Raw genomic sequence first — 22,147 nt, forward strand, 5'->3', positions numbered from 1 at the left:
TCGGTCGCGCGCATCGGTGTCGCGCCGAGGGGGTGCCGGGTACCCGAGCAGAGGGAGCCCGCGATGTCGGACATGCAGCAGAAGTTCGTGGACAAGGCCGGGGAGGACCGCGAGGACATCCGGGCGGCGGACCCGGAGGAGGGTGTCACCTCGTTCCAGAACATCAGCGCTCAGAACGAATCCCCGGCCGAGGGCGAGCGCCTCGACGAGCCGACGGAGAACACCGCACGGTGAACGCCGACGGAGGACACGGCACGGTGAACGGGAACGACGGGAACATGGCACAGGCACAGCCGCCCCACAGCACCGAGTGGACGATGAGGCTCCGGCTGACGGAGGAGGGTGATCTCACCCAGGCCCACCTCGAACTGGACACCGGGCAGAACATCCTGGAATCGGACGCCCAGGCCCGCCGCAGCCCGCACGATCCACCCGCCACCGTCATCGGCGACGAGCTCGCCGCCGGGCGCGCACTGATCGAGCTGGGCCACCGCCTGGTCCACGCCGGTTCGGTCGCCGCCGAGGCTGCGGAGTCGGCCCGCCGTCGCGACGGGGAGTGAGGCCCGGGAAGCCGCCGGGCCCCGGTGTGACTGCCTTCGCCCCCGCGCAGGGGCGAAGGCAGCGGCTGTTCGGATCAGGCACACCGGCCGAACATGATGTAGACGTCCGAGGTGGCGGTGCACGGCTTCGCCGTCCGGGGGGAGGCCGCCAGGGCCTGAGTCGGAACGAAGAACATCAGGGAGCCGACGATAGCGGCCAGAACCAGGGTCCTACGCATGGGCTTTTGCGCCTTATGGTGTTCGGGTTGCAGCCACCCAATGCGGTGATCACCATAGGGTGGGTAAATGTGCCTGGATAACTCGCGATCGGGCTGGGGGTCCATGTGACGCCCCGCCATTGGGTTATGGGCGGAAATCCGCTGGTGGGTCCGATTGGAAATATCGGTCAGGTATTCGAGGTTCGGAAACTCTCGCCGTATTGTTCGACCACCGAGTCGAGTGTTTCCCGGGCGCGGGACTCATCGACGGGGGAGCGGATCAGCCGGGCCAGATTGACGGCCTCGGCCAGTAGCTTCACGGCGCGGGCGGGATCGCCGAGTGCGGCCGCGGCCTTGCCGATTCCGTGCAGGGCGGTGGCCTCCTCGTGGGCTGCGCCGATGGTTCTCGCGAGCTCGCGGGCTTCGGTGTAGTACTCGTGGGCTTCGTCGTGCCGGGCGGAGCCGGCGCATGCGTGGCCGAGGGCGATCAGTGCGTTGGCCTCGTTTCGGCGGTCCCCGAGTCGGCGGCAGGTCGCGAGGGCCGACCGGCAGAGGCCGAGTGCCCTGGGGAGTTCCTCCGGGAATATCAGCGTACTGGCCAGATTCATCTGGATGGCGGCCCGGTGGGCGTCCGGACTGACGAGTGAGGCGAGGGCCAGGGATTCCTCGAACGACCTCCGTGCCGATTCCAGGTCGCCCATCTCCTGCTGAAGCTGTCCGATGTTGCTCAGACTTCCGGCCACCAGTCGGGAGTCGCCGATATGACGCAGCTCCGACAGCGCCTTGGTGAAGGCGGCAAGGGCTGCCGCCTGCTTCCCGAGATGTGACAGGGACACCGCCGTGTTGTTGAGGATCCGTGCCCGGTTCCAGCGGCTTCCGCTGCCGGCGTGCACACGCAGGACGTGTCGTTGGATCAGCAGCGCGGCATCGAACTCGCTGACGGCCCAGTGGAGGGTCGCGAGCAGAAGGTAGGACTCGATGAGACCGTCCAGGTCGTCCGCGGACTTGGCGAGGGTGAGGGCAAGCTGGCCGGCGTCGTACGCGGGGGTGTAGCGCGAGCGGCGCTCCAGGGTCGCGCAGAGGTTGAGGAGGGCGCGGGCCCGGGCCCGGGTGTCGCCGACCGCCTCCCAGTGGGTGGCGGCGGCTCGGTGCATGGTCTCTGCTGCCGCGAAGTGGCCCTCCACGTGGAGGAATTCCCCCAGGACATGGGCCAGCCAGGCGGCCTCGGCGGGATGCCCCTGCCGCCGGGCGAGGCATTCGACGGAGACCAGGGTGCCGGTGGACTCGACGAGCCAGGCATGGGCTTCGGCCTCGTCGGCCCACTGCGGCTGCGGGGACTGGACGTCCATGCGCGGGACGGTCAGTCGCGCTCGGCGCGGATACAGCAGCCGGTCGGCCCGGTCGGCGGCGAGCAGGCAGAAGGCGATCAGCCGGTACAGCGCCTGCTCCCGCTCCTTGGGGGGTTCGTCGCGGGCGGCCAGCAGGGCGGCGTAGTCGGCGAGGAGGTCGTGTGCGCGAAAGCGGTCCGGGGCCGGCTCTTCGAGGAGGTGGCAGTCCAGGAGGCTTTCGAGAATGCGTTCGGTGGTGTCGAGGTTCAGTCCGAAGAGCGCGGCGGCGTCGTGCGGGCCGAAATCGGGGCCGGGGTGCAGACCGAGTCTTCGGAAGGCCGTCTGCTGGTCGGGCGTCAGCGAGAGATACGACATCGCGAAGGTGCCGGCAATCTCGTCGTACCGGTGCCGGGTCTCGCCCAGGCGCCCGGACTCGCGGGTGAGCCGTTGCGCCAGGTGGTGCAGCGACCAGGTGGGATGGGCCTTGAAGCGACTGGCCACCATGGTGACGGCGAGCGGCAGGTATCCGCAGCGCTCGACGATCGCGCGGATCAGGTCCGCGTCGTCCGCGCGATCGGGGCCGACGAGGTGGCGGAACAGCGCAACGGCATCGTCCGCGGACAGGACCTGTACGAAGACGGGTGCGGTTCCTGGAAGTTCGGCCAGGCGATGGCGGCTGGTGACGAGGACGAGCGAGGGTGACTTCTCGGGGAGCAGGGGACGGACTTGGTCGGGGTCGGCGGCGTCATCGAGGATGATCACCGCGCGGCGGGAGGCGAGTTGCCGCTGCCAGAGCGCGCCGAGCTCCTCCAGTGTCTCGGGGATGGACTGGGGAGGCACACGGAGCGCGCGGAGCAGGGTACTGAGAGCCGCCTCCGGAGTGAGCGCCTCCTGTGCGGGGGAGTGCGCGCGGAGGTTGAGATAGAGCTGAGCGTCGGGGAAGTGCTCCCGAAGCATCTCGGCAGCGTGGACGGCAAGTGTGGTCTTGCCGATGCCGCCCATCCCCGAGATCGCCTCGATCCGGATCACACCACCGTGCCCTGCCGCGCCACGCACGTCGGTGAGGCGGGCCAACTCCTCTCTTCTGCCCACGAGACGGGTGGTGGGAGGCAGTGTCGAAGGACCTTGGACAGTGCCCGGGCCGGGGCGGGCGGTGCGGAACCGGTCGGAGAGCAGCTCGGCGGGTGGGGCGCCCTGGAGGACCTGCCGGTGGATGCGTGCGAGCTGCTCGCCGGGCTCTGCGCCGAGTGTCTTCAGCAGTCGGGTTCTGGTGCGCTGGTAGACGTCGAGCGCATCGCCCTGGCGGCCGCACCCGTACAGGGCGATGATCAGCTGACTGGCCAGGGCCTCGTTGTCGGGGCTCAGTTCGAACAGGCGGGAGAGTTCGGGCACGAGATCCGTGAACCGGCCGAGCCGCAGTTCGATCGCGAATCGGGCGAGGGTGGCGGCGAGTCGCTGGTTGTCCATACCGAGTCTGGCGGTATGGGCCCAGATACCGGGAAGGCCGGCAAGGGCCTCGCCCTGCCACAGGCTGTCGGCCTGCCTGAACGCGTGAAGGGCCCGGAGGTCGTCACCGGCCTCCGCGAGCGAACGAGCCCGGCCGACCGCGCGCATGAAGAACTGCCAGTCCACCGACTCCGGTTCGGCCTCCAGCCGGTAGGTGTGCGCGACTCGGGTGATTTCGGGAGCCGGCCTCCCGGAGCTCGACGCCTCGATCGTCGACGCGGTGCGCAGCACGCGGCGGACCTTGGAGAGATGAGCCTGCAGGGTGGCATAGGCGGTGGCCGGCGGATCGTCGTCCCAGATCCGTTCGGCGAGCGTCTCCCTGGAGACCGGACGGCCGAGATCATGGGCCAGGGAGGCGAGCACCCCGCGTTCCCGGTCGGACCCCAGCCGGAGTATCTGATCATGTGCCTGAATGTCGACGGTGCCAAGCAAGCGGACTTTAACCATACTTATTCCCCCCGGGCGGGGTCTGGCTGGTTCATTGTCGCTACTCCGTGTGGGAGCATGACACGATGCTGACGACTGTGCCATAGCATTCAGGGATTGAATGGTGCACTCATTGCCGGAAAACATCATCCGACTGCGATTCATGTGCTAGCGGCGGGACGGTAGAGGCCAATCGGCTCCAGACAGGCGGCTGTGAACGGGGGAAACGGCCTATGGAACCACTGACGATCGCCTCGCTGGTGTCCGCCCTGGGTGCGGCCGATCCGGCGCAGTGGTCAGTTCTCCGTGACCGACTCCACGGTGAGTTGGAGGGAAGCGGCGAGTTGTCGGGGATCTTCCGACTGGCCGAAGCGGAATCGGCAGGTCCGGGACAGCACACAGAACTGGCCACCTTGCTGATAGCGAAATTCGCCACGGCCGCGGCGCTGAGGCTGCGCCTTCTCGACTGGATTTCCATGGTCAACCGGGAAGCCGGAAAGGCGGAGATCGCCCAGCCCCCGAATCCGGCCGGCCGGCACGGAAATCTGATCACCGGTTCCGCGCAATTCGCCGGGACGACCGTCCAGGCCCGCGACATCCAGGGCGGAATCCACCTCCATGCGCCTGCCGCGCAGCTGCCGGTGCCGCATCAACTGCTACCCGCCCCGGCCTACTTCACCGGCCGTCGCCAGCCGGTGTCCGTCACGGCCGCCGCGCTGGCTCGGGAGTCCGAACGGCTCTCAGTACTGAGGCTGGAGGGGGACAACGCGGTGCAGAGTGCCCTGGAAGCCTCGTACCAGGGGCTGCCGGTCGATGCGGCACGCCTGTACCGGCTGCTCGGCCAGCTGCCGTTCACGTCCTTCTCCGTGGGTCTGGCGGCGGCCACGGCCGAACTGGACCTCGCCGAAGCGGAGTTGCTGCTGGACGCGCTGGCCGAGGTGAACCTGCTGGAGGAGGAGGGGCTGGAGCGTTACCGTTTCCACGACCTCGTCCGGCTGCACGCCCATGCGGCGGAGGCCGACAGGACGGCTGCCGAGGGGGTCGTCCGGCGGGCCGTGAGCTGGTACCTGGCGGTGGCGACCGCCACCGAGGCGATCATCTCGCCTGCTCCGTGCTCGCGGCGATCTGCTTGCGCTGCCCGATCGCTACGAGGCGGCTCGCGCCCTCGCGATGCTGGGCCGAGCCTCCGGCGCGCTGGGCCGCCACCGGCTCGCCGAGAGCCGGCTCGGCGAAGCCGTCGGTGAGTTCCAGGCGTGCGGTTCGCTGCCCTGGGAGGCCCGGGTGCTCGGCTGGCTCGGTGAGTCGGCGCAGGCGCAGGGCCGCTCGAAGGCCGCCCGGGAGCGGTACGAGCGCGCCCTGCAGATCTACCGGTCGATCCCGGGCCCGGACATGCTACGGATCGCGGAGCGGATCGCGGCTCTTCCGGGTGGGTCGCCCCAGGAGAGGGAGAGCAGCTGACCGGCCCCGGCCTGCTCGGCCGTGAGTGTCAGGTCCGACGGTATCGTCACCCCCGAGGCGAGCCAGGTGTGCAGCAGGGAGCCGACCACGTGGGCGAAGTGGGGGATGGCGACGAGGTGCAGCGTACGGGCGGCCGTCGCGGCGAGCACCGCCCCCTCGGCCGTCCTCACGGTGGCGACCCGGCAGCCCGGGTGACGGCGCAGTTCCCACCGCGCACGGCTGACCGACTCCTCGACGCCGGCCGGGCGTTCGCTGTGCAGCACATCGGCGAGTGGCCGCCACCGGCTCGCCTCCGGGCTGTCGAGGTCGACACTGAGGTGCTCCTCGACCAGCCGTGCTGCGGGGGACACGCCGGGAAGGTGGAGGGCAACCCGTACGAAGGCGGCCTGACGTCCGGTCAGCTCGCCCATGGCCGCACCCGCTCCGCACCGAGGTCCGCCAGCCTCCCGAGCAGCGGAAGGGGTTCGGTGGCCGGGTGGTACGCGGGCTCGCCGAGCCCCAGCTGCCGGTAGAGGAGTCGACGGACCTTGCGGTTGAACCGGCCGGGCTCGGAGGAGATCCGGGCCGCGATCCGGGCGTAGGGCTCGGGCCGGTAGCTGTGCCGGGCGTAGGCGAGCTGGTCGGTCAGCGAGTGGCCGGCCGAGAGGGCGGGCGCGGTGCGGGCCAGCCAGGCGGCGGGCGAGTTCGGGTTGACGTCCTGGAACGGGAAGCGGGCGAGCAGCACCGGCACCCCGGTCATCGCGCCGTACAGGGTCACCGAACCGTGGTCGCCGATCACGGCGTCGGCCGCGACGAGCAGGGCCCGCCAGTCGGCCTCTGGCGGCACCAGGTGGATGCGCCGCCGGGCGTGTCCGAAGAGCCATGCCTCGATCTGCCAACGTCCGTGCCAGGACCAGACGTTCGGGTGCAGCAGCAGGGCGGTGCGGTGGCTCTCGGGCGGGAGCTCGGTCAGCAGGCGCGGCAGCAGGGCGTCCAGTCGGTTGAAGGAGGAGCCGAGCCCCCAGGTGGAGGCGACCAGGACGAAGGACTCCCCGTCGCCGATCCCCAACTCGCGGCGGTACTCGGCACGGTGCGGGAGGCTGGCAGCGATCCGGTCGTAGCAGGCGTCGCCGACGACCTCCGCGAACGGCAGTGCCTCGGGGCACCAGCGGCGCAGCTCGTCCAGGTCCTCGTGGTGGGCCAGGGCGACGGCGGTGGGCACTACCTGTCCGGCCCAGGTGAGGTAGTCGCGGCCGAGCCCGCCGACGGTGCGCCGATCGCCGTCGGCGGACCGGGAGAGCTTGATGTGCCCGGCGCCGTGCGGCAGTCGGACCACCGGCCCCCGGATCTGTTCGATGCCCTGCGAGCCGGCCGCCAGGGCGAGGTCGAACTCGGTGTGCACTGCCTCCCGCCAGGGCAGCACCGGGGCGCCGAGGGCGCGCAGGAAGGCGTCCACGCCCGGGTTGAAGGCGTGCGGTGCGACGGTGAAGACGACCTGGATCCGCAGGTCGGCGCGGAGCAGCTCGAAGATGTCCTGGAGCCGTTGGCCGTACACCAGGGTGTGGACGACGACCAGGATCCGCTTGCAGCCGTCGATCGTGACCCACTGGCCGGGGTCGCGGTGGACCGGTGGGCGCCCCTCACTCTTCGATGGCATGGTGCATCCCCCTTGATCGGTGAGATCGACTGTCCGGCCGCACCGACTCCAGGTCGCTGCGGCCCTGTCGGGGGAATGCCCGGAGGGCCTGGCGAAAGGCATGCCGGACGCTTGCGGAAACCTTGCGGGCCCGAGACCGACCGGCAACGGGGACCGGCCGGCAACGGGCCGGGCCCTGCCAACGAGTGTCAGCAGGGCCCGGTTCCGGGGTTACGGATTCAGCGTGTAAATCACTGGATCGGGTTATGCGGTTGACGGTCGGTATGCCGACCGCAGGGGTGACCCGGTGTCAGCAGCGGCCGAGCGTCTCGCACTCCTCCCACCGCGTGGGGGGCACCTCGGCCGACTGGCCCGACGGGCCCATCAGAGCGGACTCGGGCGCGCTGCGCTGCGCGGGCACTGCACCCGAGGTCTTGCCGGAGGTGCTCTTGGCCGGTCCGGAGGCGAGGCGGACGGCGATCGCGTCCAGTGCGGCGCGCGGCCGCGAACCCGCGTAGTTGTTCACCATCACGGTGAACGCCAGCCGGCGGCCGTCCGGTGCGGTCGCGTAGCCGGAGAGGTTGTCCACGCCGCCCATCGAGCCGCTCTTGGCGTGCACGTTGTTGGCGGCGGGCGTGCCCTGCATCCGGGTCGCCAGGGTGCCGCCGACCATCCGGGCCGGGTTGCCCGCGATCGGCAGCGCCTCGTACCAGGTCTTGAACCAGGGCTTGTTGGCGGCGACCTTCAGCAGGCCGGTCATCTTGCCCGCGGTGACCAGGTCGTAGCGGGACAGGCCGGAGCCGTCCACCTGGCGGCCCGCCGGGGCGGCCAGGCCGTTGGCGTTCAGGAAGCCGCCGATCTGGGCCACGCCGGCGGTCCAACTGCCCTGCCCGCCCTTGACCTTGCCCATCTCCTTGGTCAGGTGCTCGGCGATGCCGTTGTTGCTGAGCTTCAGCAGCGGGGGGAGCAGCTCGGAGAGCGGACGCGAGTCGTGCCCGGCCAGCGACTGGGAGGTCTCACGGCCGGTGGCCGCGGTCACGCCCTTGCCCACGGTGACGCCGTGCCGGGCGAGGGCACCGGCGAAGACCTGGCCGGTGTAGCGGGTCGGGTCCTCGATGGTCGACACGAAGCTGACCGGGGCGCCGCCCGCCGGGATGCTGCCGGTGAGCGCCAGGACGTTGACGCCGGGCCGGCGCTCCGCGTTGGCGCTCGGCGCGCTCCCGGCCGCACCGGTGGTGATCTGCCCGTCGAACTTGAGCGGCGCCTCGGCCGGGAACAGCGAGACCTTGGCGGCCTCGCCCTCCTTGCCGGGCGTCACCGTGATCTTGACGGTGTCCATCACGTACTCGGCGTCGGTGGCCACGGTCAGCCCCGAGATCTGCGGGCTGTACGAGTACGGCTGGTCGTCCCAGGCCCAGCCGGGCCCGAACGGCACGTTGTCGTAGCGGCTGCCGTCGGCCAGCACCCGGCCGTTGACCTTGGTGATCCCGGCGGCGGCCACCTTGGCGGCCAGGTCGTCCAGGTCCTGCGGCAGCAGGCTCGGGTCGCCGCCGCCGCGCAGCACCAGGTCGCCGTTGAGCACGGCGCCCTTGCGGGCCCCGGTCGTCCGTACCTCGGTGGTGAACTTGTAGTCCGGGCCGAGCAGGTCGAGGGCGGCCGCCGAGGTGATCGTCTTCATGGTGGACGCCGGGGTGAGGTAGGCGTCGGCCTGGTGCTGGTAGACGACCTTGCCGGTGCCGAGGTCGACGATCTCGACACCGGACTCGGCGCCCGCGAGCACCGGGTTGGCGAGGATCGTGTCGATGTCGGCGGCCAGAGTCGGGTCGGCCGGGGACGGCGAGTCCGCCTGGGCGGAACCGGCCAGCACGGAGGTGGCGAGCGCAACGGCGGCGAGGGGCAGCGTGCGGCGGTGCAGGCGCGCGGGCAGATGCAAGATCGCTCCATACGTCGGGTACGGCGGGGCGCAGTCACGCCCCACCGCACCGAAGCAGGGAGAGGCTTGTCGAAGGCCCCCGCAGCCCGATGCGGATCGGCCGAAAGCCCCCGCTTGTCGTCAGGCGCAAACTATCATCCGACAGGATGTCAGATGATCGCTGGATCTGATGGTCAGGTCGGATGCCTGAATGTGCAGGCATCAACGACCTATGTGCCCCGCCCCGCGCAGAGGTCTCACGCTCTTCGGAGGATTCTTTCGAGCCAGAGCTCCACCGCAGCCCCCTCACCGCCGCCGTCATCGACTCCGTCACAGCCACAGCCACAGCCACAGCCACAGCCACAGCCACAGCCACAGCCACCGTCGAAGCCACAGCCACAGCCACCGTCGAAGCCCTCACCAGGCCCGCTCACTGCGGTGCCTGCGCGCCGCCCCCGGCTTTCGCCGCGTTGACCATCGCCTGGTGGATGTTGCGGGCCGTCGGCTCGTCCACGGCCGGCACCGGACTGCCCTGCACCGTGAACCAGTCCTGCGCGCCCGAGTACTGCACCGTCAACCGCGCCTCGCCGTCGATCCACATCGTGTGCACCGTGAGATCCCCGCTGATCGCGCCGATCTCCTCCGTCAGCACCCCACCGCGCCCCGAGAGGATCCCCTGTGTGGTCCAGGTGGCCCAGGTGCGGTCCGGCGCCGATTTGCCCTGCTGCTCGTCGCTCATGGGGCCTATCTTCCCCCGCTGCGCCACCGCCCACCCCGCAGCGACACCCCCGGCTGCGGTACCCGAACTGCCCAGCGGCAGCCACCCCGAGGGGGGTCTAGCATCGTGGATATGGGAGAGCGACCCGTCGCGCCCAGCGCGCCGCAACTGGTACTGGAGACCGACGGCGACTCACAGGTCATGAGCCCGAGCCGCGAGTACCACGTAGGACGTGACCCCACCGGGGAGATCGTCCTCACCGACCCCCGGGTCTCCTGGCACCACGCCGTGCTCCACACCGACGACGGCCACTGGACGCTGGACGACACCGACAGCACCAACGGCACCTGGCGGGAAGGCCGCCGGGTCCGCCATCTGGACGTCGGCCCCGGCACCACCGTGCGCTTCGGCAGCCCCGAGGACGGCCCGACCGCCACCCTGCGTGCCGTGCACGCACCGACCGCCGTCGCCCCCGCCGTCCCCGGCACCTCCGCGCTCGCCTCGATCACGGGATCGCGCCGTCCGCCCACCACCGTCCGGCCGCTGCCGGCCAGGATCGTGCGGATCGGCCGGGCCACCGACAACGACCTGGTCATCCCCGACCTGTCGGTCTCCCGCCACCACGCCGAGCTGCGCGCCGTCCCCGACGGCCACTACGAGATCGCCGACATCGGCAGCCACAACGGCACCTACCTCAACGGCCAGCCCGTCCTACAGGCCCGGGTCGGGCCCGGCGACCTGGTCGGCATCGGCCCCGCCATGCTCTGCCTGGTCGGCGACGAACTCCAGGAGTTCGTCGACACCGGAGACATCGACCTGGACGTCGAGGACCTGGTGGTCACCGTCGCCGAAGGCCGCCGGCTGCTCGACCACATCACCTTCCCGGTCGGCCAGAAGTGCCTGCTGGCCGTCGCCGGGCCCAGCGGATCGGGAAAGTCCACCCTCCTCAACGCGCTCACCGGGCTGCGCCCCGCCGACGAGGGCACCGTCCGCTACGACGGCCGTGACCTCTACCGCGACTACGCCGAACTGTGCCGCCGGATCGGCCTCGTCCCGCAGGACGACATCCTGCACACCCAGCTCACCGTCCGCCGCGCCCTGGGCTACGCCGCCGAACTGCGCTTCCCCGGAGACACCGCCCCCGCCGAACGCGCCGCCCGGGTCGAGGAGGTGATCGGCGAACTCGGCCTCGGCCAGCGGGCCGACCAGGTCATCGCCACCCTCTCCGGCGGCCAGCGCAAACGCGTCAGCGTCGCCCTGGAACTCCTCACCAAACCGTCGCTGCTCTTCCTCGACGAGCCCACCTCGGGACTCGACCCCGGCATGGACCGCTCGGTCATGCTGATGCTGCGTACCCTCGCCGACGACGGGCGCACCGTCGTCGTCGTCACCCACAGTGTGCTCAGCCTCGACCTCTGCGACCGCCTACTGCTGCTCGCCCCCGGTGGGAGGATCGCCTACTACGGCCCGCCCGGCGAAGCCCTCGAATTCGTCGGCTACAGCCAGTGGCCCGAAGCCTTCGAAGCCTTCGAGAACGACGCCGGGCGCGACTGGGCGGGGCAGTACCGCAACTCCACGCTCCACAGCCGCTACATCGCCTCCGCGAACCGGGGCGCCCGCGAGGCCCCGCCGCCCACCGCACCGCCCGTCGCACCGTCGCCGCCGCAGGGCTGGTGGTCCCAACTCGGCACCCTGGTACGCCGCTACACCGCCGCGCTCGCCACCGACCGGACCTTCCTCGCCGTCATGATCGCCCTACCGTTCGTGATGGGCGCAATGGCCCGGGCCCTCGCCGGGCGCAGTCTCGACCAGAACACCGCCGTCAACGCCCTGCTCATCCTGTGCGTCGGCGCCGTGCTCACCGGCGCCGCCAACGCGGTGCGCGAGCTCGTCAAGGAACGCGTCATCTACCAGCGCGAACGCGCTGTAGGTCTGTCCAGATCGGCCTACCTCTGCTCGAAGATCGTCGTCCTCGGCACGGTCACCGTCCTCCAGTCCGTGGTGCTCACCCTGGTCGCCCTCACCGGAGTACGGCTGCGCCCGCAGGGCGGCAGCGGCGTCCTCCTGCCACCGCTGCTGGAGATCACCCTCGCGGTCGCCCTGCTCGCCTTCACCGCCATGATGCTCGGGCTGCTCGTCTCCGCCCTGGTCAAGAAGGAGGAGGTGACCATGCCGCTGCTGGTGCTGCTCGCCATCGTCCAGGTGGTCTTCTGCGGCGCCCTGCTCCAGCTCTACACCGTTCCCGTGCTCGACCAGTTCTCCTGGCTGGTGCCTTCCCGCTGGGGCCTCGGCGCCATGTCCGCCACCCTCGACCTGCACAAGATCATGCCCGAAGCGGCCACCGCCGACCCCTTCTTCGCTCACCGGCAGGGCATCTGGCTGCTCGACATGGGCATGTTGATCGTGCTCTCGGTCCTCTGCGGCATCCTGGTCCTCCGACTGCTGCGGCGGCACGAACCCGCCATCATGCGCAGGTAGCAGGAAGCCCCGATGAGCAGTCCCAACGCCGGACCGCACGGCAGCGTGTACGAGTTCCGGCCCACCCACGTCGTCCCCGTGGACGGCCTGCCGAGCTGGGCCGGACCCGACCCGTCCCGGCCGAGTGCCCACCTGGACCCGCTGCTCCCCGTCCAACTCGCCGAGACCAGCGGCGACTGGGCCCGCATCGTCTGCGCCAACGGCTGGAGTGCCTGGGTGGACGGCCGGCTCCTCATCGCCCTCCCGCAGCACCCGCCCAGGACCAACGGGATCCTCGGCACCGCCGACGACCCCCGGCCGCTGCTCGCCGCTCTGGAACGGGCCCTGGCCGCCTACCGCGAGCTGATGGAGCAACTCGCCGCCGGAAGCATCGACTTGGACACCTTCCGTCGCCGTACCGGTGCGCTGCGGATCGGTGCGGTGATCGACGGCCCGTCCGCCTGGCTGCTCGACCCCGACCAGGGCCGCTGGTACTTCTGCGACGGCACCGGCCTCCAGACGTACGCCACCGTCGAACCGTCGGCGACCTTCACCCGGGACACCGGGTGAGCGGATGAGCGGATGAGCGAGCGAGCCGGAAGGTGTGTGTTGGGCACGGGTACCGACGAAGTGGAGTGAGGAGGGTGCGTGAGTACCGCCGCGTACGAGGATCTGACCGGGCACCGACTGGCCGGTTACCAGCTCGGGACCATGATCGGCCGGGGTGGGATGGCCGTCGTCTACCAGGCCGAGGACCTGAGGCTCGGCCGCACGGTGGCCATCAAGCTGCTCGCGCCGGAACTGGCCCGCAACGACATCTTCCGACAGCGCTTCGCGCGTGAGTCCAGGGCCGCCGCCGCCATCGACCACCCGCACATCGTCCCCGTCTACGAGGCGGGCGAGGCGGACGGTGTGCTCTACATCGCCATGCGCTACGTCGCCGGACGGGACCTGCGCGCCCTGCTAGACCGTCAGGGCCCGCTCTCCGTCGACCAGACGGTCCGGATCATCGCCCAGGTCGCCTCCGCGCTGGACGCCGCTCACGCCCACGACCTGGTCCACCGGGACGTCAAACCCGGCAACATCCTGATCGCCGAAGGAGCCGACGCCGAACACCCCGAGCACGCCTACCTCACCGACTTCGGCCTGACCAAGAAGTCCCTGTCACTGAGCGGACTGACCACGGTCGGCCACTTCGTCGGCACCCTCGACTACGTTGCCCCCGAGCAGATCAACGGTCGCCCGGTGGACGGCCGTTGCGACCTCTACAGCCTGGCCTGCGTGGTCTTCGAGGCCTTCACCGGTCTGCCTCCGTTCCACCGCGACGACGATCTCTCCCTGCTCTGGGCCCACATCCAGGACCCGCCTCCGCTGCTCACCGACCAGCGTCCGGAGCTGCCCGCCGCCCTGGATCCGGTGCTCACCAGAGCACTCGCCAAGACGCCGGAGGAGCGCTACGACAGCTGCCTCGGTTTCGTGGCCGCCCTGAGGGAGGCCGGCCGGCTGAAAGTGCCACCGAAAGTGCCGCCGAAAGTGCCGCCGAAAAGGCCGGCGATACCCGAACCGCCCGCGTGGGCGTGGCCGATCTTCCGGAACGGCCCGCCGGACTAGGAGCTCTGTACTACCCGCCGGACTAGGAGCTCTGCCCGCCGCTCCTGGGCGAGTTCCGTCCGCCGCCCTTGGGCGCGAGGAAGCCGCCGAGGAGGCCGACGGCCGCTCCCCAGAGGGCGCCGAGCGGGACGGAGAGCAGCAGGTCGGGGCTGAGGTGGAGGCTGCCCGCGCCGCTGTTCAGGCCGAGGAGGGAGAGCCCGAACTCGGCCGAGATGCCGGTGAGCAGCCCGGTGACCAGCATGGCGAGGGCCATCGCGACGGCGAGGTGCAGGGCGTGGCGCCACAGCGGGAGACGGCCGGGGGAGTGCCACGCCGCGCCGATCCCCGTGAGCACCAGGAGAAGGGCTGCCAGGACGAGCAGCAGCCAGCTGCGGCCGTCCTGCTGGCCGAGCGAGGAGAGGTCGAGGGTGACGTCCCTGGTGCGCGACGCCTGGAGCACGGAGGCGAGCGGCTCCGGGATCGGCAGGCCGATGCTGCCCGCCGAGTGACCGTGCCAGGAGCCTCCGAGGCCGATACCGAGAGCGATCCAGGAGAGGTTGGGCAGGGCGAGCAGGAGCACGGCAAGGGTGTCACGAGGGTGCCCGTCCGTGGCGGCGGACACCAGCCCGGCGATCAGGCCCAGTACGACGTACACCATGAGCAGCGTCAGTACGGCGTGCCCGGCGGGTCTGACGGTTGCGTGGATGCGCAGCAGGCGCGCGGGCAGCGGCGCGCGCCGGGCGATCAGGAAGGTGAGCAGCAGGACCCCGCAGAGCCAGAGCAGCCCGATGCCCACGGTCGGCAGTGCAGCGGCCCGGAAGCCCACGGTGGGCGCGGCGCCGAAGATGTTGCCGAGCTGGTCCAGGAGCGAGTCACCGGTCGGGACGGTGAAGGTGTGCTGGGCGAACTGCCGGACGAGCAGCAGGAGAAGGAGCCAGAACAGCGCCGTACGGGCGGCGCGTCCGGCTAGCTCGGCGGGCCGTACCAGAGCGTGCCGGCGCAACGGGTGGACGAAGACGGCACCCATCACCAGCGCGCCGACCAAGGTCACCGACAGCGGCAGGGCGGTGATACCGCCCTGGGCCTCGGCGACGAAGGCGGCGCTGCCGGTGAGGTCGAGCGGCACACCGACGGCCAGCAGCACGGTCGCGGCTAGGACGTACGGGAAGGCACCCTCGGGTAAGGAGGCGGCCCCGGCAGCCCAGAGGCCGAGCGCGGCGACGGCGGTCATCACCGCGAGCGGGGCGACCGCCGTGGCGAGGGCATGCCCCCAGAGGCGGAGTCGGCTACCCGGGGCGGTCCGGGTCTGGTCACTCGGATGCACGCTGCCTCCCGCGAGCGTGAGCCCCCTGTTGTGGTCTGCGTTGTCCTCTGCCCCCGTCGCGGTCTCGCCCGGGACGGGAAGGATCGCACCTCCAGCTTCGGCCACTTGGCGGGCTTCGGCGAGCGCGCGGTGCGATCCCGGGGCCCGACGGGTCCGACCTGTGGCGGGTGGGCGGGTGGTTGTGCCTGCAGCGGTTGCGAGGCGCTGCGGAGGGCGGCAGAGAATGAGACAGGGGGATTTTGCAGGGGGGAGGCTCTGCAGGGGGAGTGCGGGGGACACCAGTCCTGGAGGTGATCCGTGACTTCCCACCCGCCGCCGCCCCCTGATCGCCCGAACGGGCAGCCCCACGAGCCGGAGGCCGGTCCGCCGACCGAGTCGTCGCGCGGTCCGTCCGGCGCGCCGCAGCAGCCGCCGGGCGAACCGCCTCATGAGCCGACACTGGCGGGGCCGTTCGGTCCACCGGACGCGCGGCCGGGAGCCGGGGCGGACTCCGGGGTCGGGCCGCCGCCCTCGGATCATCCTCCCGGGTCGCCCTCCATCCCGCCGGAAGGGCCGCCCGTCGGCCCGCTCGGCAGGTCGGGGCCCCACGGAACAACGGGGCCGCCTCCTGAGCCGCCGCCCGGTGGGTCCGGGGCGACCGGTGGGGCGGGGACGACGGGCGGGGACTCGGGCGGCGGAGGGGACCACGGCGGCAAGCCCGTGCCATGGTGGCGCAGCGTCCGGATGATCGCGCTGCTGGCCGGCGTGGTGGTGGTCCTGGGCGGGGTGACCTTCGCGCTGACCAATCGCTCCACCGGGGGGCATGCCAACGCCTCACAGGTGCTTCTGCAACCCGTGAGTGCCGCCGGTCCCGACCCGTTCACGGGTTCGGTCGCGATGCAACCGGTTGCCCCGTCCTCGACCTCGATGGCGACGGCCACCGCTTCGGTGGGGACGAGTGCCGGGCAGTCGGTGCAGGGCACACAGGCGGGGCTCTACGGCGGAAGCCTGTCCGTGGACAGCTGCGATGTGCCCAAGCTTTCCGCTTTCCTGGCCTCCGACGAGGCCAAGGCCCGTGCCTGGGCCAAGGTCGAAGGGATCGACCCGAAGACGATCGGCTCGTATCTTCAGGCGCTGACGCCGGTCGTACTGCGGGCCGACACCCATGTCACCAACCACGGCTACAGCAACGGCGCGGCGACGGAGTTCCAGTCCGTGTTGCAGTCGGGCACCGCCGTGCTGGTCGATGCACATGGGCTGCCCAGGGTCCGGTGCGCCTGCGGAAACCCCCTGCTGCCGCCCGCGCTGACGGCGGCGCCCGCCTACCTGGGAACGCCCTGGTCGTCCTTCCGGGCGGAGACGGTCGTGGTGGTGCTGCCGGCGTCCAGCCCGGTGCCCAAGGTCGTCGTGGTGGACCCCACCAGCGGTCAGTCGTTCGCCAAACCCGTCGGCCCTACGGGCACGGTGAGCACTGGAACCGGTACGAGTACGGCCACAGGTCCGACGGCAAACCCGAGTTCGGGTTCCAGCCCGGGTAGCGGGACGCGTCCAGGAACCGGGACGACGACCGCGACCGGGACGACGACCGCGACCGGGACGACGACCGCGACCGGGACGACGACCGCGACCGGGTCGGAGACCAGTAGTAGCACCAGCGCGAGCCCGAGTACCAGCCCCAGCGCAAGCCTCAGCGGGAGCCCGAGTACCAGCGCCAGCCCGAGTACCAGCCCAAGCACCAGTCCGAGCGCGAGCCCCAGCCTCAGTGCGAGCCCCAGCGCCAGCACCAGCGCGAGCCCGAGTCCTGCGACAGGTTCCGGGACGGCCTCGCCCTCGGTGACCACCTCGTACCTGCCCCCGTCCTCGCGGTCGGTCTCTGCTCCGACCTCGCCCCCGACCTCCGCCGCCGCCGGAACCCCCACGACTGCCACGACTGCTACGACTGCCATGACCGCCATGACCGCCATGACTGCTACGACGACCGAAACGTCCGTGTCGTCCGGCTACGCGCCGACGTCTCTGCCCACCTCTCTGCCTACAGCCGTGCCCACAGCCGTACCCACGGCTGTGCCGACGTCGGCACCCGCGTCCGCCGCGACGCCGAAATCCGGTTCGGGGACCGGATAGCGGGCCGTTGGGGGACACTGGTGGCATGTGCCGGAGTATCAAGACCCTGCGGGCTCCCGTGATGCCCGAGGTCACCGAAGAGGACATCCGCGCTGCGGCGTTGCAGTACGTGCGGAAGGTCTCCGGGTTCCGGGCTCCCGCCGCGCACAACCGGGAGGCGTTCGACCGGGCGGTGGCGACAGTGGCCGAGGCCACCCGGGAGTTGCTCGCCGATCTGGTGGTACGCGGCGCGCACGCCGGCTGACCAGGGGCAGCAGCGCAGGTCAGCCCAGGAAGCCCCGGAGCAGCGAGGCCGTGGCCTCCAGGTGTTCCTCCGTGGCCCGGCGGGCGCGCTCGGTGTCGCCCTCCAGGATCGCCTCGGCCATCGCGCGGTGCTGCGCGGAAGCGTTCTCGATGTTGCGTTCCAGGATCGGGATCGCGTTCAGCAGGTCGTTGAGTCGCATCCGGATCTCGGCGACACCGGCGGCCAGCGAGTGTGAGCCGGTGAGTTCGGCGATGGCGAGGTGGAAGCGCGAGTCGAGCTGCCGGTACGCCCCCGGGGTGGCCTGTTCGAGGTCGGACAGCCGTTCGCGGAGATGCTCTCGCTGATCCGCCGTCAGTGCGGCCGCCAGGGCGCGCCTCGCCGCCTGCTCGGCGGCTCCGGTCTCCAGGACCATCCGGTAGGTCAGTGCGTCCTCCAGCTCGGCGCCCATGTGGCGTACGGCACGGCGGAGTTCGCCGAGATCAGGCGGTGGCTGACGGTATGTCACAAAGGTGCCGCCGTAGCGGCCACGGCGGGATTCGACGCAGCCGGCCTGCTGGAGCGAGCGGATCGCCTCGCGCAGGGTCTCGCGGCTGATGTTGAGCCTGGTGGCGAGCTCGCGTTCGGCGGGAAGCCGGTCACCGTGCTCGAAGACTCCCAGCTTGATGGCCTCCATCAGTCGCTGGACCGTCTCCTCGAACGCGTTGCCGGTCCGGACGGGACGGAAGATGGCGCCGCCCTGCCAGTCCGTCCGTATGCCGCCTCTGTCTGCCTCGTCCACGGTGGAATCGTACCGAGGTGTGCTTCGGAAGGGCTCCTGCACGTCCTCTGTATGCCCTCTTGACGCGGCAGTGGCGCAGGGTGAAACATGCGCACTACGCCAATGGTCTGTTTCCGGGCCATTGACCGCCACAGTGCCGTGGGCGCACGTTTCGGATCCCCCACCGAACCCCCAGGGGTGCGCATGTCTCCCGACCACTCACCGCAACCACCACACCCGCCCGCCGAGCAGGCCGAGGCCCTGTCGGCGGACGAGCGCCGGCTCCGAGAGCTCGGCTACACCCAGGAGTTGGCCCGCTCGCTGTCGGGTTTCTCCAACTTCGCCGTCTCCTTCTCGATCGTCTCCATCCTCTCCGGCTGCCTGACCCTCTACGGTTTCGGCATGACCACCGGCGGGCCCGCTCTGATCACCTGGGGCTGGCCGCTGGTGGGCCTGATGACGATGTGCGTCGCGCTCGCCATGGCCGAGATCTGCTCCAGTTACCCGACGGCGGGCGGACTCTACTACTGGGCGGCCAAGCTGGCGCCCTCACGCGGGCCCGCGTGGGCCTGGTTCGCCGGGTACTTCAACTTCCTCGGCCAGGTCGCCGTCACCGCAGGCGTGGACTTCGGGGCCGCGTTCTTCACCAACGCCTTCCTCGAACTCCAGTGGGGCCTCAGCGTCACCCCCGCGCACACGGTGCTCATCTTCGCGGTCATCCTGCTCCTGCACGGTCTGCTCAACACCCGCGGCGTCCGGCTGGTGGCCGTTCTGAACAACGTCAGCGTCTGGTGGCACCTGTTCGGCGTGCTGGTCATCGTCGGCGCGCTGGCCCTGCTGCCCGCTCACCACGCCTCCGCCTCCTTCGTGTTCACGCATTTCGTCAACGGCACCGGTTTCCACAGCTCGTTCTACGTCGCCATGCTCGGTCTGCTGCTCGCCCAGTACACCCTCACCGGGTACGACGCCTCCGCCCATATGACCGAGGAGACCCAGGACGCCGCCCGGTCGGGCCCCAAGGGCATCGTCAACTCCGTGCTGGTGTCGCTGGTCGCCGGCTGGATCCTGCTGCTCGGGATCACCTTCGCGATCCAGGACTACAGCGGTGCGGTCGACAGCCCCACCGGAGTGCCGCCCGCGCAGATCTTCCTGGACGCCCTGGGCGGGAGTGGCGCCAAGCTGCTCCTGCTGATCGTGATCGGTGCCCAGTTCTTCTGCGGGATGGCCTCGGTGACCGCCAACTCCCGTATGATCTACGCCTTCTCGCGTGACGGAGCACTGCCCGGATCCCGGATCTGGCACCGGATCGACCCGCGTACCCAGACGCCCACCAACGCCGTCTGGCTCGCCACCGGCGGCGCCTTCCTGCTCGGCGTCCAGGACCTGTGGAACGCCACCGCGTACGCCGCCGTCACCTCGGTCTCCGTCATCGGGATGTACATCGCGTACGTCATCCCGGTCTATCTGAGGCTCCGTCAGGGTGACGCCTTCGAACGCGGTCCCTGGCATCTGGGCCGGTGGAGCAGGCCCATCGGTACCCTGGCGGTCGGCTGGACAGTGCTGATCAGCGTGCTGTTCATGCTGCCCACCGTCAGCCCGATCACTGTCACCAGCTTCAACTACACCCCCGTCGCGGTCGCCGTGGTCCTCGGCTCGGCCGGGATCTGGTGGCTGGTCTCGGCCCGGCACTGGTTCACCGGGCCCAGGATTCAGGGCAATCCTGCCGAACCGTTGGACCGGACAAGCGAATTGGAGATCCGATGAGCGGCTCACGACTTACCCTCGACCGACTGCGCACGCTCGTCGCCGCAGGATCCGTGGACACCGTCGTCCTCGCCATGACCGATATGCAGGGCCGACTGCAGGGCAAACGGATCGCCGCCGACTACTTCCTCTCCGATGTCGTCCCCAACTCCGCCGAGGGCTGCGGCTATCTGCTCGCCGTCGACATCGACATGAACACCGTGGACGGCTACGAGATCTCCTCCTGGGAGAAGGGCTACGGCGACTTCGTCCTCGTCCCCGACTTCGACACCCTTCGCATGGTTCCCTGGCACCCCGCCACCGCCATGGTCCAGTGCGACGTCACCCACCACGACGGCACCCCCGTCCCGGTCTCTCCCCGGCAGGTGCTGCGCCGCCAGCTGGAGCGCCTGGCCGGCTACGGCTGGCGGGCGTATGTCGGAACGGAGTTGGAGTTCATCGTCTTCCGCGACACCTACGAGCAGGCCTGGGACAAGGACTACCAGCGGCTCACCCCCGCCAATCAGTACAACGCGGACTATTCCATCCTCGGCACTGCGAAGGTCGAGCCCTTGCTGCGCCGCCTGCGCAACGAGATGGCCGGTGCCGGGCTCACCGTCGAATCCGCCAAGGGCGAGTGCAACCTCGGCCAGCACGAGATCGCCTTCAAGTACGCCGAGGCGCTGACCACCTGCGACGACCACTCCGTCTACAAGACCGGCGCCAAGGAGATCGCCGGACAGGAGGACTACAGCCTCACCTTCATGGCCAAGTACAACGAGCGCGAGGGCAACTCCTGTCACATCCATTTCAGCCTGCGCGACGAGGGCGGCGCGCCGGTGATGGCCGGTGACGAGCCGCACGGCTTCTCCCGGGTGATGCAGCACTTCCTGGCGGGACAACTCGCCTGCCTGGCCGAGTTCTCCCTGCTGCTCGCCCCGACCGTCAACTCCTACAAACGGTATGTGCCGGGCAGTTTCGCGCCCACGGCCATCGCCTGGGGGCGGGACAACCGCAGCTGCGCGCTGCGGGTGGTCGGCCACGGCTCCTCGCTGCGCTTCGAGAACCGGGTGCCCGGCGGAGACGTCAACCCCTACCTCGCGGTCGCCGCGCTGATCGCCGCAGGACTGCACGGAATCGAGCACCAGCTGGAGCTGGAAGCCGAGTTCACCGGCAACGCATACACCTCCGACGCTCCGCACGTCCCCGCCACCCTGCGCGACGCCGTCGCCGCCTTCGAGCAGAGCGAGGCCGCGGCCCTCGCCTTCGGCAAGGACGTCGTCCGCCACTACACCCACGCCGGCCGGGTCGAACTGGCCGACTTCGACGCGGCCGTGACCGACTGGGAGCGCCGCCGAGGATTCGAGCGACTGTGACCGATCGTCAATCATCAACCGTCCAGCCCCTGGTGGGGATCACCAGCTACCTCGACACGGCCGCCTGGGGTGTCTGGCGCCAGCCCGCTGCGCTCATCCCGCAGTGGTACGTGGACGCCGTCACCCGGGCGGGCGGCACCGCCGTACTGCTTCCGCCGCAGGCCGCGGACACCGGAAGGCTGTTGGAACGGCTCGACGGGCTACTGCTCTCCGGCGGCCCCGACATCGCCCCCGACCGCTACGCCGCCGACCCGCACCCGAGCAGCGGACCGTTCCACGAGGAGCGCGACGACTGGGAGCTCGAGCTGCTGAACGGCGCACTGGAGCTGGACCTTCCGGTCCTCGGCATCTGCCGGGGCATGCAGCTGCTCAATGTCGCCCACGGCGGAGACCTCATCCAGCACCTGCCCGAGAAGGTCGGCGACGACGGGCACCGGATCGCCCCCGCGACCTTCCACCAGCAGGCTGTGGAGATCCAGCCCGACAGCCGGCTCGGCGAGATCCTCGGCCGCACCGCCAAGGTGCCCTGCTACCACCACCAGGCCGTCGGACGGCTCGGCACCGGACTGCGCGCCACCGCATGGAGCGCGGACCGCAGCGTCGAGGCGCTGGAACGGCCCGACCGCCGGTTCGCCCTGGGTGTGCAGTGGCACCCGGAGGCCGATCCGGCCGACCCCCGGCTCTTCGAAGCATTCGTCCAGGCCGCAGGACGAGGCCACCAGGGCCCGTCCGGTTGGTCGTGACCGCGTGCTCAGGCGGACCGCCGTGGCCCTGCGAAGGGCACGGCCGACCGGCTACCAAGCTCGTCCAGTCGTCGTCAGGGAGATCTCAGC

19 protein-coding genes are annotated in these 22,147 nt (G+C 70.6%); 10 read left to right on the forward strand and 9 right to left on the reverse strand.

Features of this window, described 5'->3' with window-relative positions; all coding sequences use genetic code 11:
* The first annotated feature begins 63 nt into the window (after nucleotides 1–63).
* Complete coding sequence (locus P3T39_RS28960) at nucleotides 64–234, forward strand: hypothetical protein (RefSeq protein WP_280702157.1); 171 nt, start codon at nucleotides 64–66, stop codon at nucleotides 232–234.
* Nucleotides 231–560, forward strand: a complete 330-nt coding sequence (locus P3T39_RS28965; protein ID WP_280702158.1) for a dsRBD fold-containing protein — start codon at nucleotides 231–233, stop codon at nucleotides 558–560. The genes P3T39_RS28960 and P3T39_RS28965 overlap by 4 nt, the downstream gene beginning before the upstream one ends.
* A gap of 74 nt (nucleotides 561–634) precedes the next feature.
* On the opposite strand, the gene P3T39_RS28970 is transcribed toward P3T39_RS28965, so the two are convergent.
* Together P3T39_RS28970 and P3T39_RS28975 are read right to left on the reverse strand one after the other, a co-directional pair.
* Complete coding sequence (locus P3T39_RS28970) at nucleotides 635–778, reverse strand: hypothetical protein (RefSeq protein ID WP_280702159.1); 144 nt, start codon at nucleotides 776–778, stop codon at nucleotides 635–637.
* Between the two features lie 167 nt (nucleotides 779–945).
* Nucleotides 946–4,182, reverse strand: a complete 3,237-nt coding sequence (locus P3T39_RS28975) for a BTAD domain-containing putative transcriptional regulator (RefSeq protein WP_348534397.1) — start codon at nucleotides 4,180–4,182, stop codon at nucleotides 946–948.
* 68 nt (nucleotides 4,183–4,250) lie between these two features.
* On the opposite strand from P3T39_RS28975, the gene P3T39_RS28980 reads away from it, so the two are divergent.
* Nucleotides 4,251–5,261 carry a hypothetical protein gene (locus tag P3T39_RS28980; protein ID WP_280702161.1) on the forward strand — a complete coding sequence of 337 codons (1,011 nt, stop codon included), beginning with the start codon at nucleotides 4,251–4,253 and terminating at the stop codon, nucleotides 5,259–5,261.
* Nucleotides 5,262–5,381: 120 nt separating this feature from the next.
* On the opposite strand, the gene P3T39_RS28985 is transcribed toward P3T39_RS28980, so the two are convergent.
* From P3T39_RS28985 to P3T39_RS29000, 4 genes are all read right to left on the reverse strand, one after another.
* On the reverse strand, nucleotides 5,382–5,885 hold the full coding sequence (locus tag P3T39_RS28985) for a hypothetical protein (protein ID WP_280702162.1): 504 nt from the start codon (nucleotides 5,883–5,885) through the stop codon (nucleotides 5,382–5,384).
* Nucleotides 5,873–7,111 (reverse strand): hypothetical protein, encoded by a 1,239-nt coding sequence (locus P3T39_RS28990; protein WP_280702163.1) that lies wholly within the window; start codon nucleotides 7,109–7,111, stop codon nucleotides 5,873–5,875. The genes P3T39_RS28985 and P3T39_RS28990 overlap by 13 nt, the downstream gene beginning before the upstream one ends.
* Before the next feature lie 289 nt (nucleotides 7,112–7,400).
* A complete protein-coding gene (gene dacB, locus P3T39_RS28995; protein ID WP_280702164.1) occupies nucleotides 7,401–9,023 on the reverse strand; it encodes a D-alanyl-D-alanine carboxypeptidase/D-alanyl-D-alanine-endopeptidase in 1,623 nt (540 codons plus the stop codon).
* A 409-nt stretch (nucleotides 9,024–9,432) separates the two neighbouring features.
* Nucleotides 9,433–9,741, reverse strand: a complete 309-nt coding sequence (locus tag P3T39_RS29000) for a hypothetical protein (RefSeq protein ID WP_280702165.1) — start codon at nucleotides 9,739–9,741, stop codon at nucleotides 9,433–9,435.
* A 111-nt stretch (nucleotides 9,742–9,852) separates the two neighbouring features.
* On the opposite strand from P3T39_RS29000, the gene P3T39_RS29005 reads away from it, so the two are divergent.
* The 3 genes from P3T39_RS29005 to P3T39_RS29015 all read left to right on the forward strand — a co-directional run bounded on the left by P3T39_RS29005 (nucleotide 9,853) and on the right by P3T39_RS29015 (nucleotide 13,788).
* The gene (locus P3T39_RS29005; protein ID WP_280702166.1) at nucleotides 9,853–12,198 is read left to right on the forward strand and encodes an FHA domain-containing protein; all 2,346 of its coding nucleotides are present in this window, start codon (nucleotides 9,853–9,855) and stop codon (nucleotides 12,196–12,198) included.
* Between the two features lie 12 nt (nucleotides 12,199–12,210).
* Nucleotides 12,211–12,747: a hypothetical protein gene (locus P3T39_RS29010; protein ID WP_280702167.1), complete on the forward strand. Its 537-nt coding sequence runs from the start codon at nucleotides 12,211–12,213 to the stop codon at nucleotides 12,745–12,747.
* A gap of 78 nt (nucleotides 12,748–12,825) precedes the next feature.
* Nucleotides 12,826–13,788, forward strand: a complete 963-nt coding sequence (locus tag P3T39_RS29015) for a serine/threonine-protein kinase (protein WP_280702168.1) — start codon at nucleotides 12,826–12,828, stop codon at nucleotides 13,786–13,788.
* Nucleotides 13,789–13,810: 22 nt separating this feature from the next.
* On the opposite strand, the gene P3T39_RS29020 is transcribed toward P3T39_RS29015, so the two are convergent.
* Both P3T39_RS29020 and P3T39_RS29025 read right to left on the reverse strand, forming a co-directional pair.
* The gene (locus tag P3T39_RS29020; protein ID WP_280702169.1) at nucleotides 13,811–15,091 is read right to left on the reverse strand and encodes a streptophobe family protein; all 1,281 of its coding nucleotides are present in this window, start codon (nucleotides 15,089–15,091) and stop codon (nucleotides 13,811–13,813) included.
* A gap of 1,406 nt (nucleotides 15,092–16,497) precedes the next feature.
* The gene (locus P3T39_RS29025; RefSeq protein WP_280702170.1) at nucleotides 16,498–17,034 is read right to left on the reverse strand and encodes a hypothetical protein; all 537 of its coding nucleotides are present in this window, start codon (nucleotides 17,032–17,034) and stop codon (nucleotides 16,498–16,500) included.
* Between the two features lie 185 nt (nucleotides 17,035–17,219).
* Between P3T39_RS29025 and P3T39_RS29030 the strand changes: the two genes are divergently transcribed.
* Nucleotides 17,220–17,438, forward strand: coding sequence for a DUF2277 domain-containing protein (locus P3T39_RS29030; protein ID WP_280702171.1), 219 nt, complete (start codon nucleotides 17,220–17,222; stop codon nucleotides 17,436–17,438).
* Nucleotides 17,439–17,457: 19 nt separating this feature from the next.
* On the opposite strand, the gene P3T39_RS29035 is transcribed toward P3T39_RS29030, so the two are convergent.
* Entirely contained in the window at nucleotides 17,458–18,216 is a 759-nt protein-coding gene (locus P3T39_RS29035) for a GntR family transcriptional regulator (RefSeq protein WP_280702172.1), read from the reverse strand.
* A 183-nt stretch (nucleotides 18,217–18,399) separates the two neighbouring features.
* On the opposite strand from P3T39_RS29035, the gene P3T39_RS29040 reads away from it, so the two are divergent.
* From P3T39_RS29040 to P3T39_RS29050, 3 genes are read left to right on the forward strand one after another with little or no spacing between them, the layout of a single operon-like run.
* Nucleotides 18,400–19,959: an amino acid permease gene (locus P3T39_RS29040; RefSeq protein ID WP_280702173.1), complete on the forward strand. Its 1,560-nt coding sequence runs from the start codon at nucleotides 18,400–18,402 to the stop codon at nucleotides 19,957–19,959.
* Nucleotides 19,956–21,314 carry a glutamine synthetase family protein gene (locus tag P3T39_RS29045; RefSeq protein WP_280702174.1) on the forward strand — a complete coding sequence of 453 codons (1,359 nt, stop codon included), beginning with the start codon at nucleotides 19,956–19,958 and terminating at the stop codon, nucleotides 21,312–21,314. The genes P3T39_RS29040 and P3T39_RS29045 overlap by 4 nt, the downstream gene beginning before the upstream one ends.
* Nucleotides 21,311–22,057 (forward strand): gamma-glutamyl-gamma-aminobutyrate hydrolase family protein, encoded by a 747-nt coding sequence (locus P3T39_RS29050; protein ID WP_280702175.1) that lies wholly within the window; start codon nucleotides 21,311–21,313, stop codon nucleotides 22,055–22,057. The genes P3T39_RS29045 and P3T39_RS29050 overlap by 4 nt, the downstream gene beginning before the upstream one ends.
* Nucleotides 22,058–22,147 lie beyond the last annotated feature (90 nt).

Origin of the sequence: Kitasatospora sp. GP82 (assembly GCF_029892105.1) — a bacterium.
GTDB lineage: Bacteria > Actinomycetota > Actinomycetes > Streptomycetales > Streptomycetaceae > Kitasatospora.

What these genes read in the sequence shown, in the direction of transcription:
- P3T39_RS28980 (WP_280702161.1), top strand. Translation starts at nt 4,251, where the DNA reads ATGGAACCACTGACGATCGCCTCGCTGGTGTCCGCCCTGGGTGCGGCC.
- P3T39_RS28985 (WP_280702162.1), bottom strand. Translation starts at nt 5,885, where the DNA reads ATGGGCGAGCTGACCGGACGTCAGGCCGCCTTCGTACGGGTTGCCCTC.
- P3T39_RS29030 (WP_280702171.1), top strand. Translation starts at nt 17,220, where the DNA reads ATGTGCCGGAGTATCAAGACCCTGCGGGCTCCCGTGATGCCCGAGGTC.
- P3T39_RS29000 (WP_280702165.1), bottom strand. Translation starts at nt 9,741, where the DNA reads ATGAGCGACGAGCAGCAGGGCAAATCGGCGCCGGACCGCACCTGGGCC.
- P3T39_RS28960 (WP_280702157.1), top strand. Translation starts at nt 64, where the DNA reads ATGTCGGACATGCAGCAGAAGTTCGTGGACAAGGCCGGGGAGGACCGC.
- P3T39_RS29005 (WP_280702166.1), top strand. Translation starts at nt 9,853, where the DNA reads ATGGGAGAGCGACCCGTCGCGCCCAGCGCGCCGCAACTGGTACTGGAG.
- P3T39_RS28990 (WP_280702163.1), bottom strand. Translation starts at nt 7,111, where the DNA reads ATGCCATCGAAGAGTGAGGGGCGCCCACCGGTCCACCGCGACCCCGGC.
- P3T39_RS29040 (WP_280702173.1), top strand. Translation starts at nt 18,400, where the DNA reads ATGTCTCCCGACCACTCACCGCAACCACCACACCCGCCCGCCGAGCAG.
- P3T39_RS29045 (WP_280702174.1), top strand. Translation starts at nt 19,956, where the DNA reads ATGAGCGGCTCACGACTTACCCTCGACCGACTGCGCACGCTCGTCGCC.
- P3T39_RS29010 (WP_280702167.1), top strand. Translation starts at nt 12,211, where the DNA reads ATGAGCAGTCCCAACGCCGGACCGCACGGCAGCGTGTACGAGTTCCGG.
- P3T39_RS29025 (WP_280702170.1), bottom strand. Translation starts at nt 17,034, where the DNA reads ATGGCGGTCATGGCGGTCATGGCAGTCGTAGCAGTCGTGGCAGTCGTG.
- P3T39_RS28975 (WP_348534397.1), bottom strand. Translation starts at nt 4,182, where the DNA reads ATGAATCGCAGTCGGATGATGTTTTCCGGCAATGAGTGCACCATTCAA.
- P3T39_RS28970 (WP_280702159.1), bottom strand. Translation starts at nt 778, where the DNA reads ATGCGTAGGACCCTGGTTCTGGCCGCTATCGTCGGCTCCCTGATGTTC.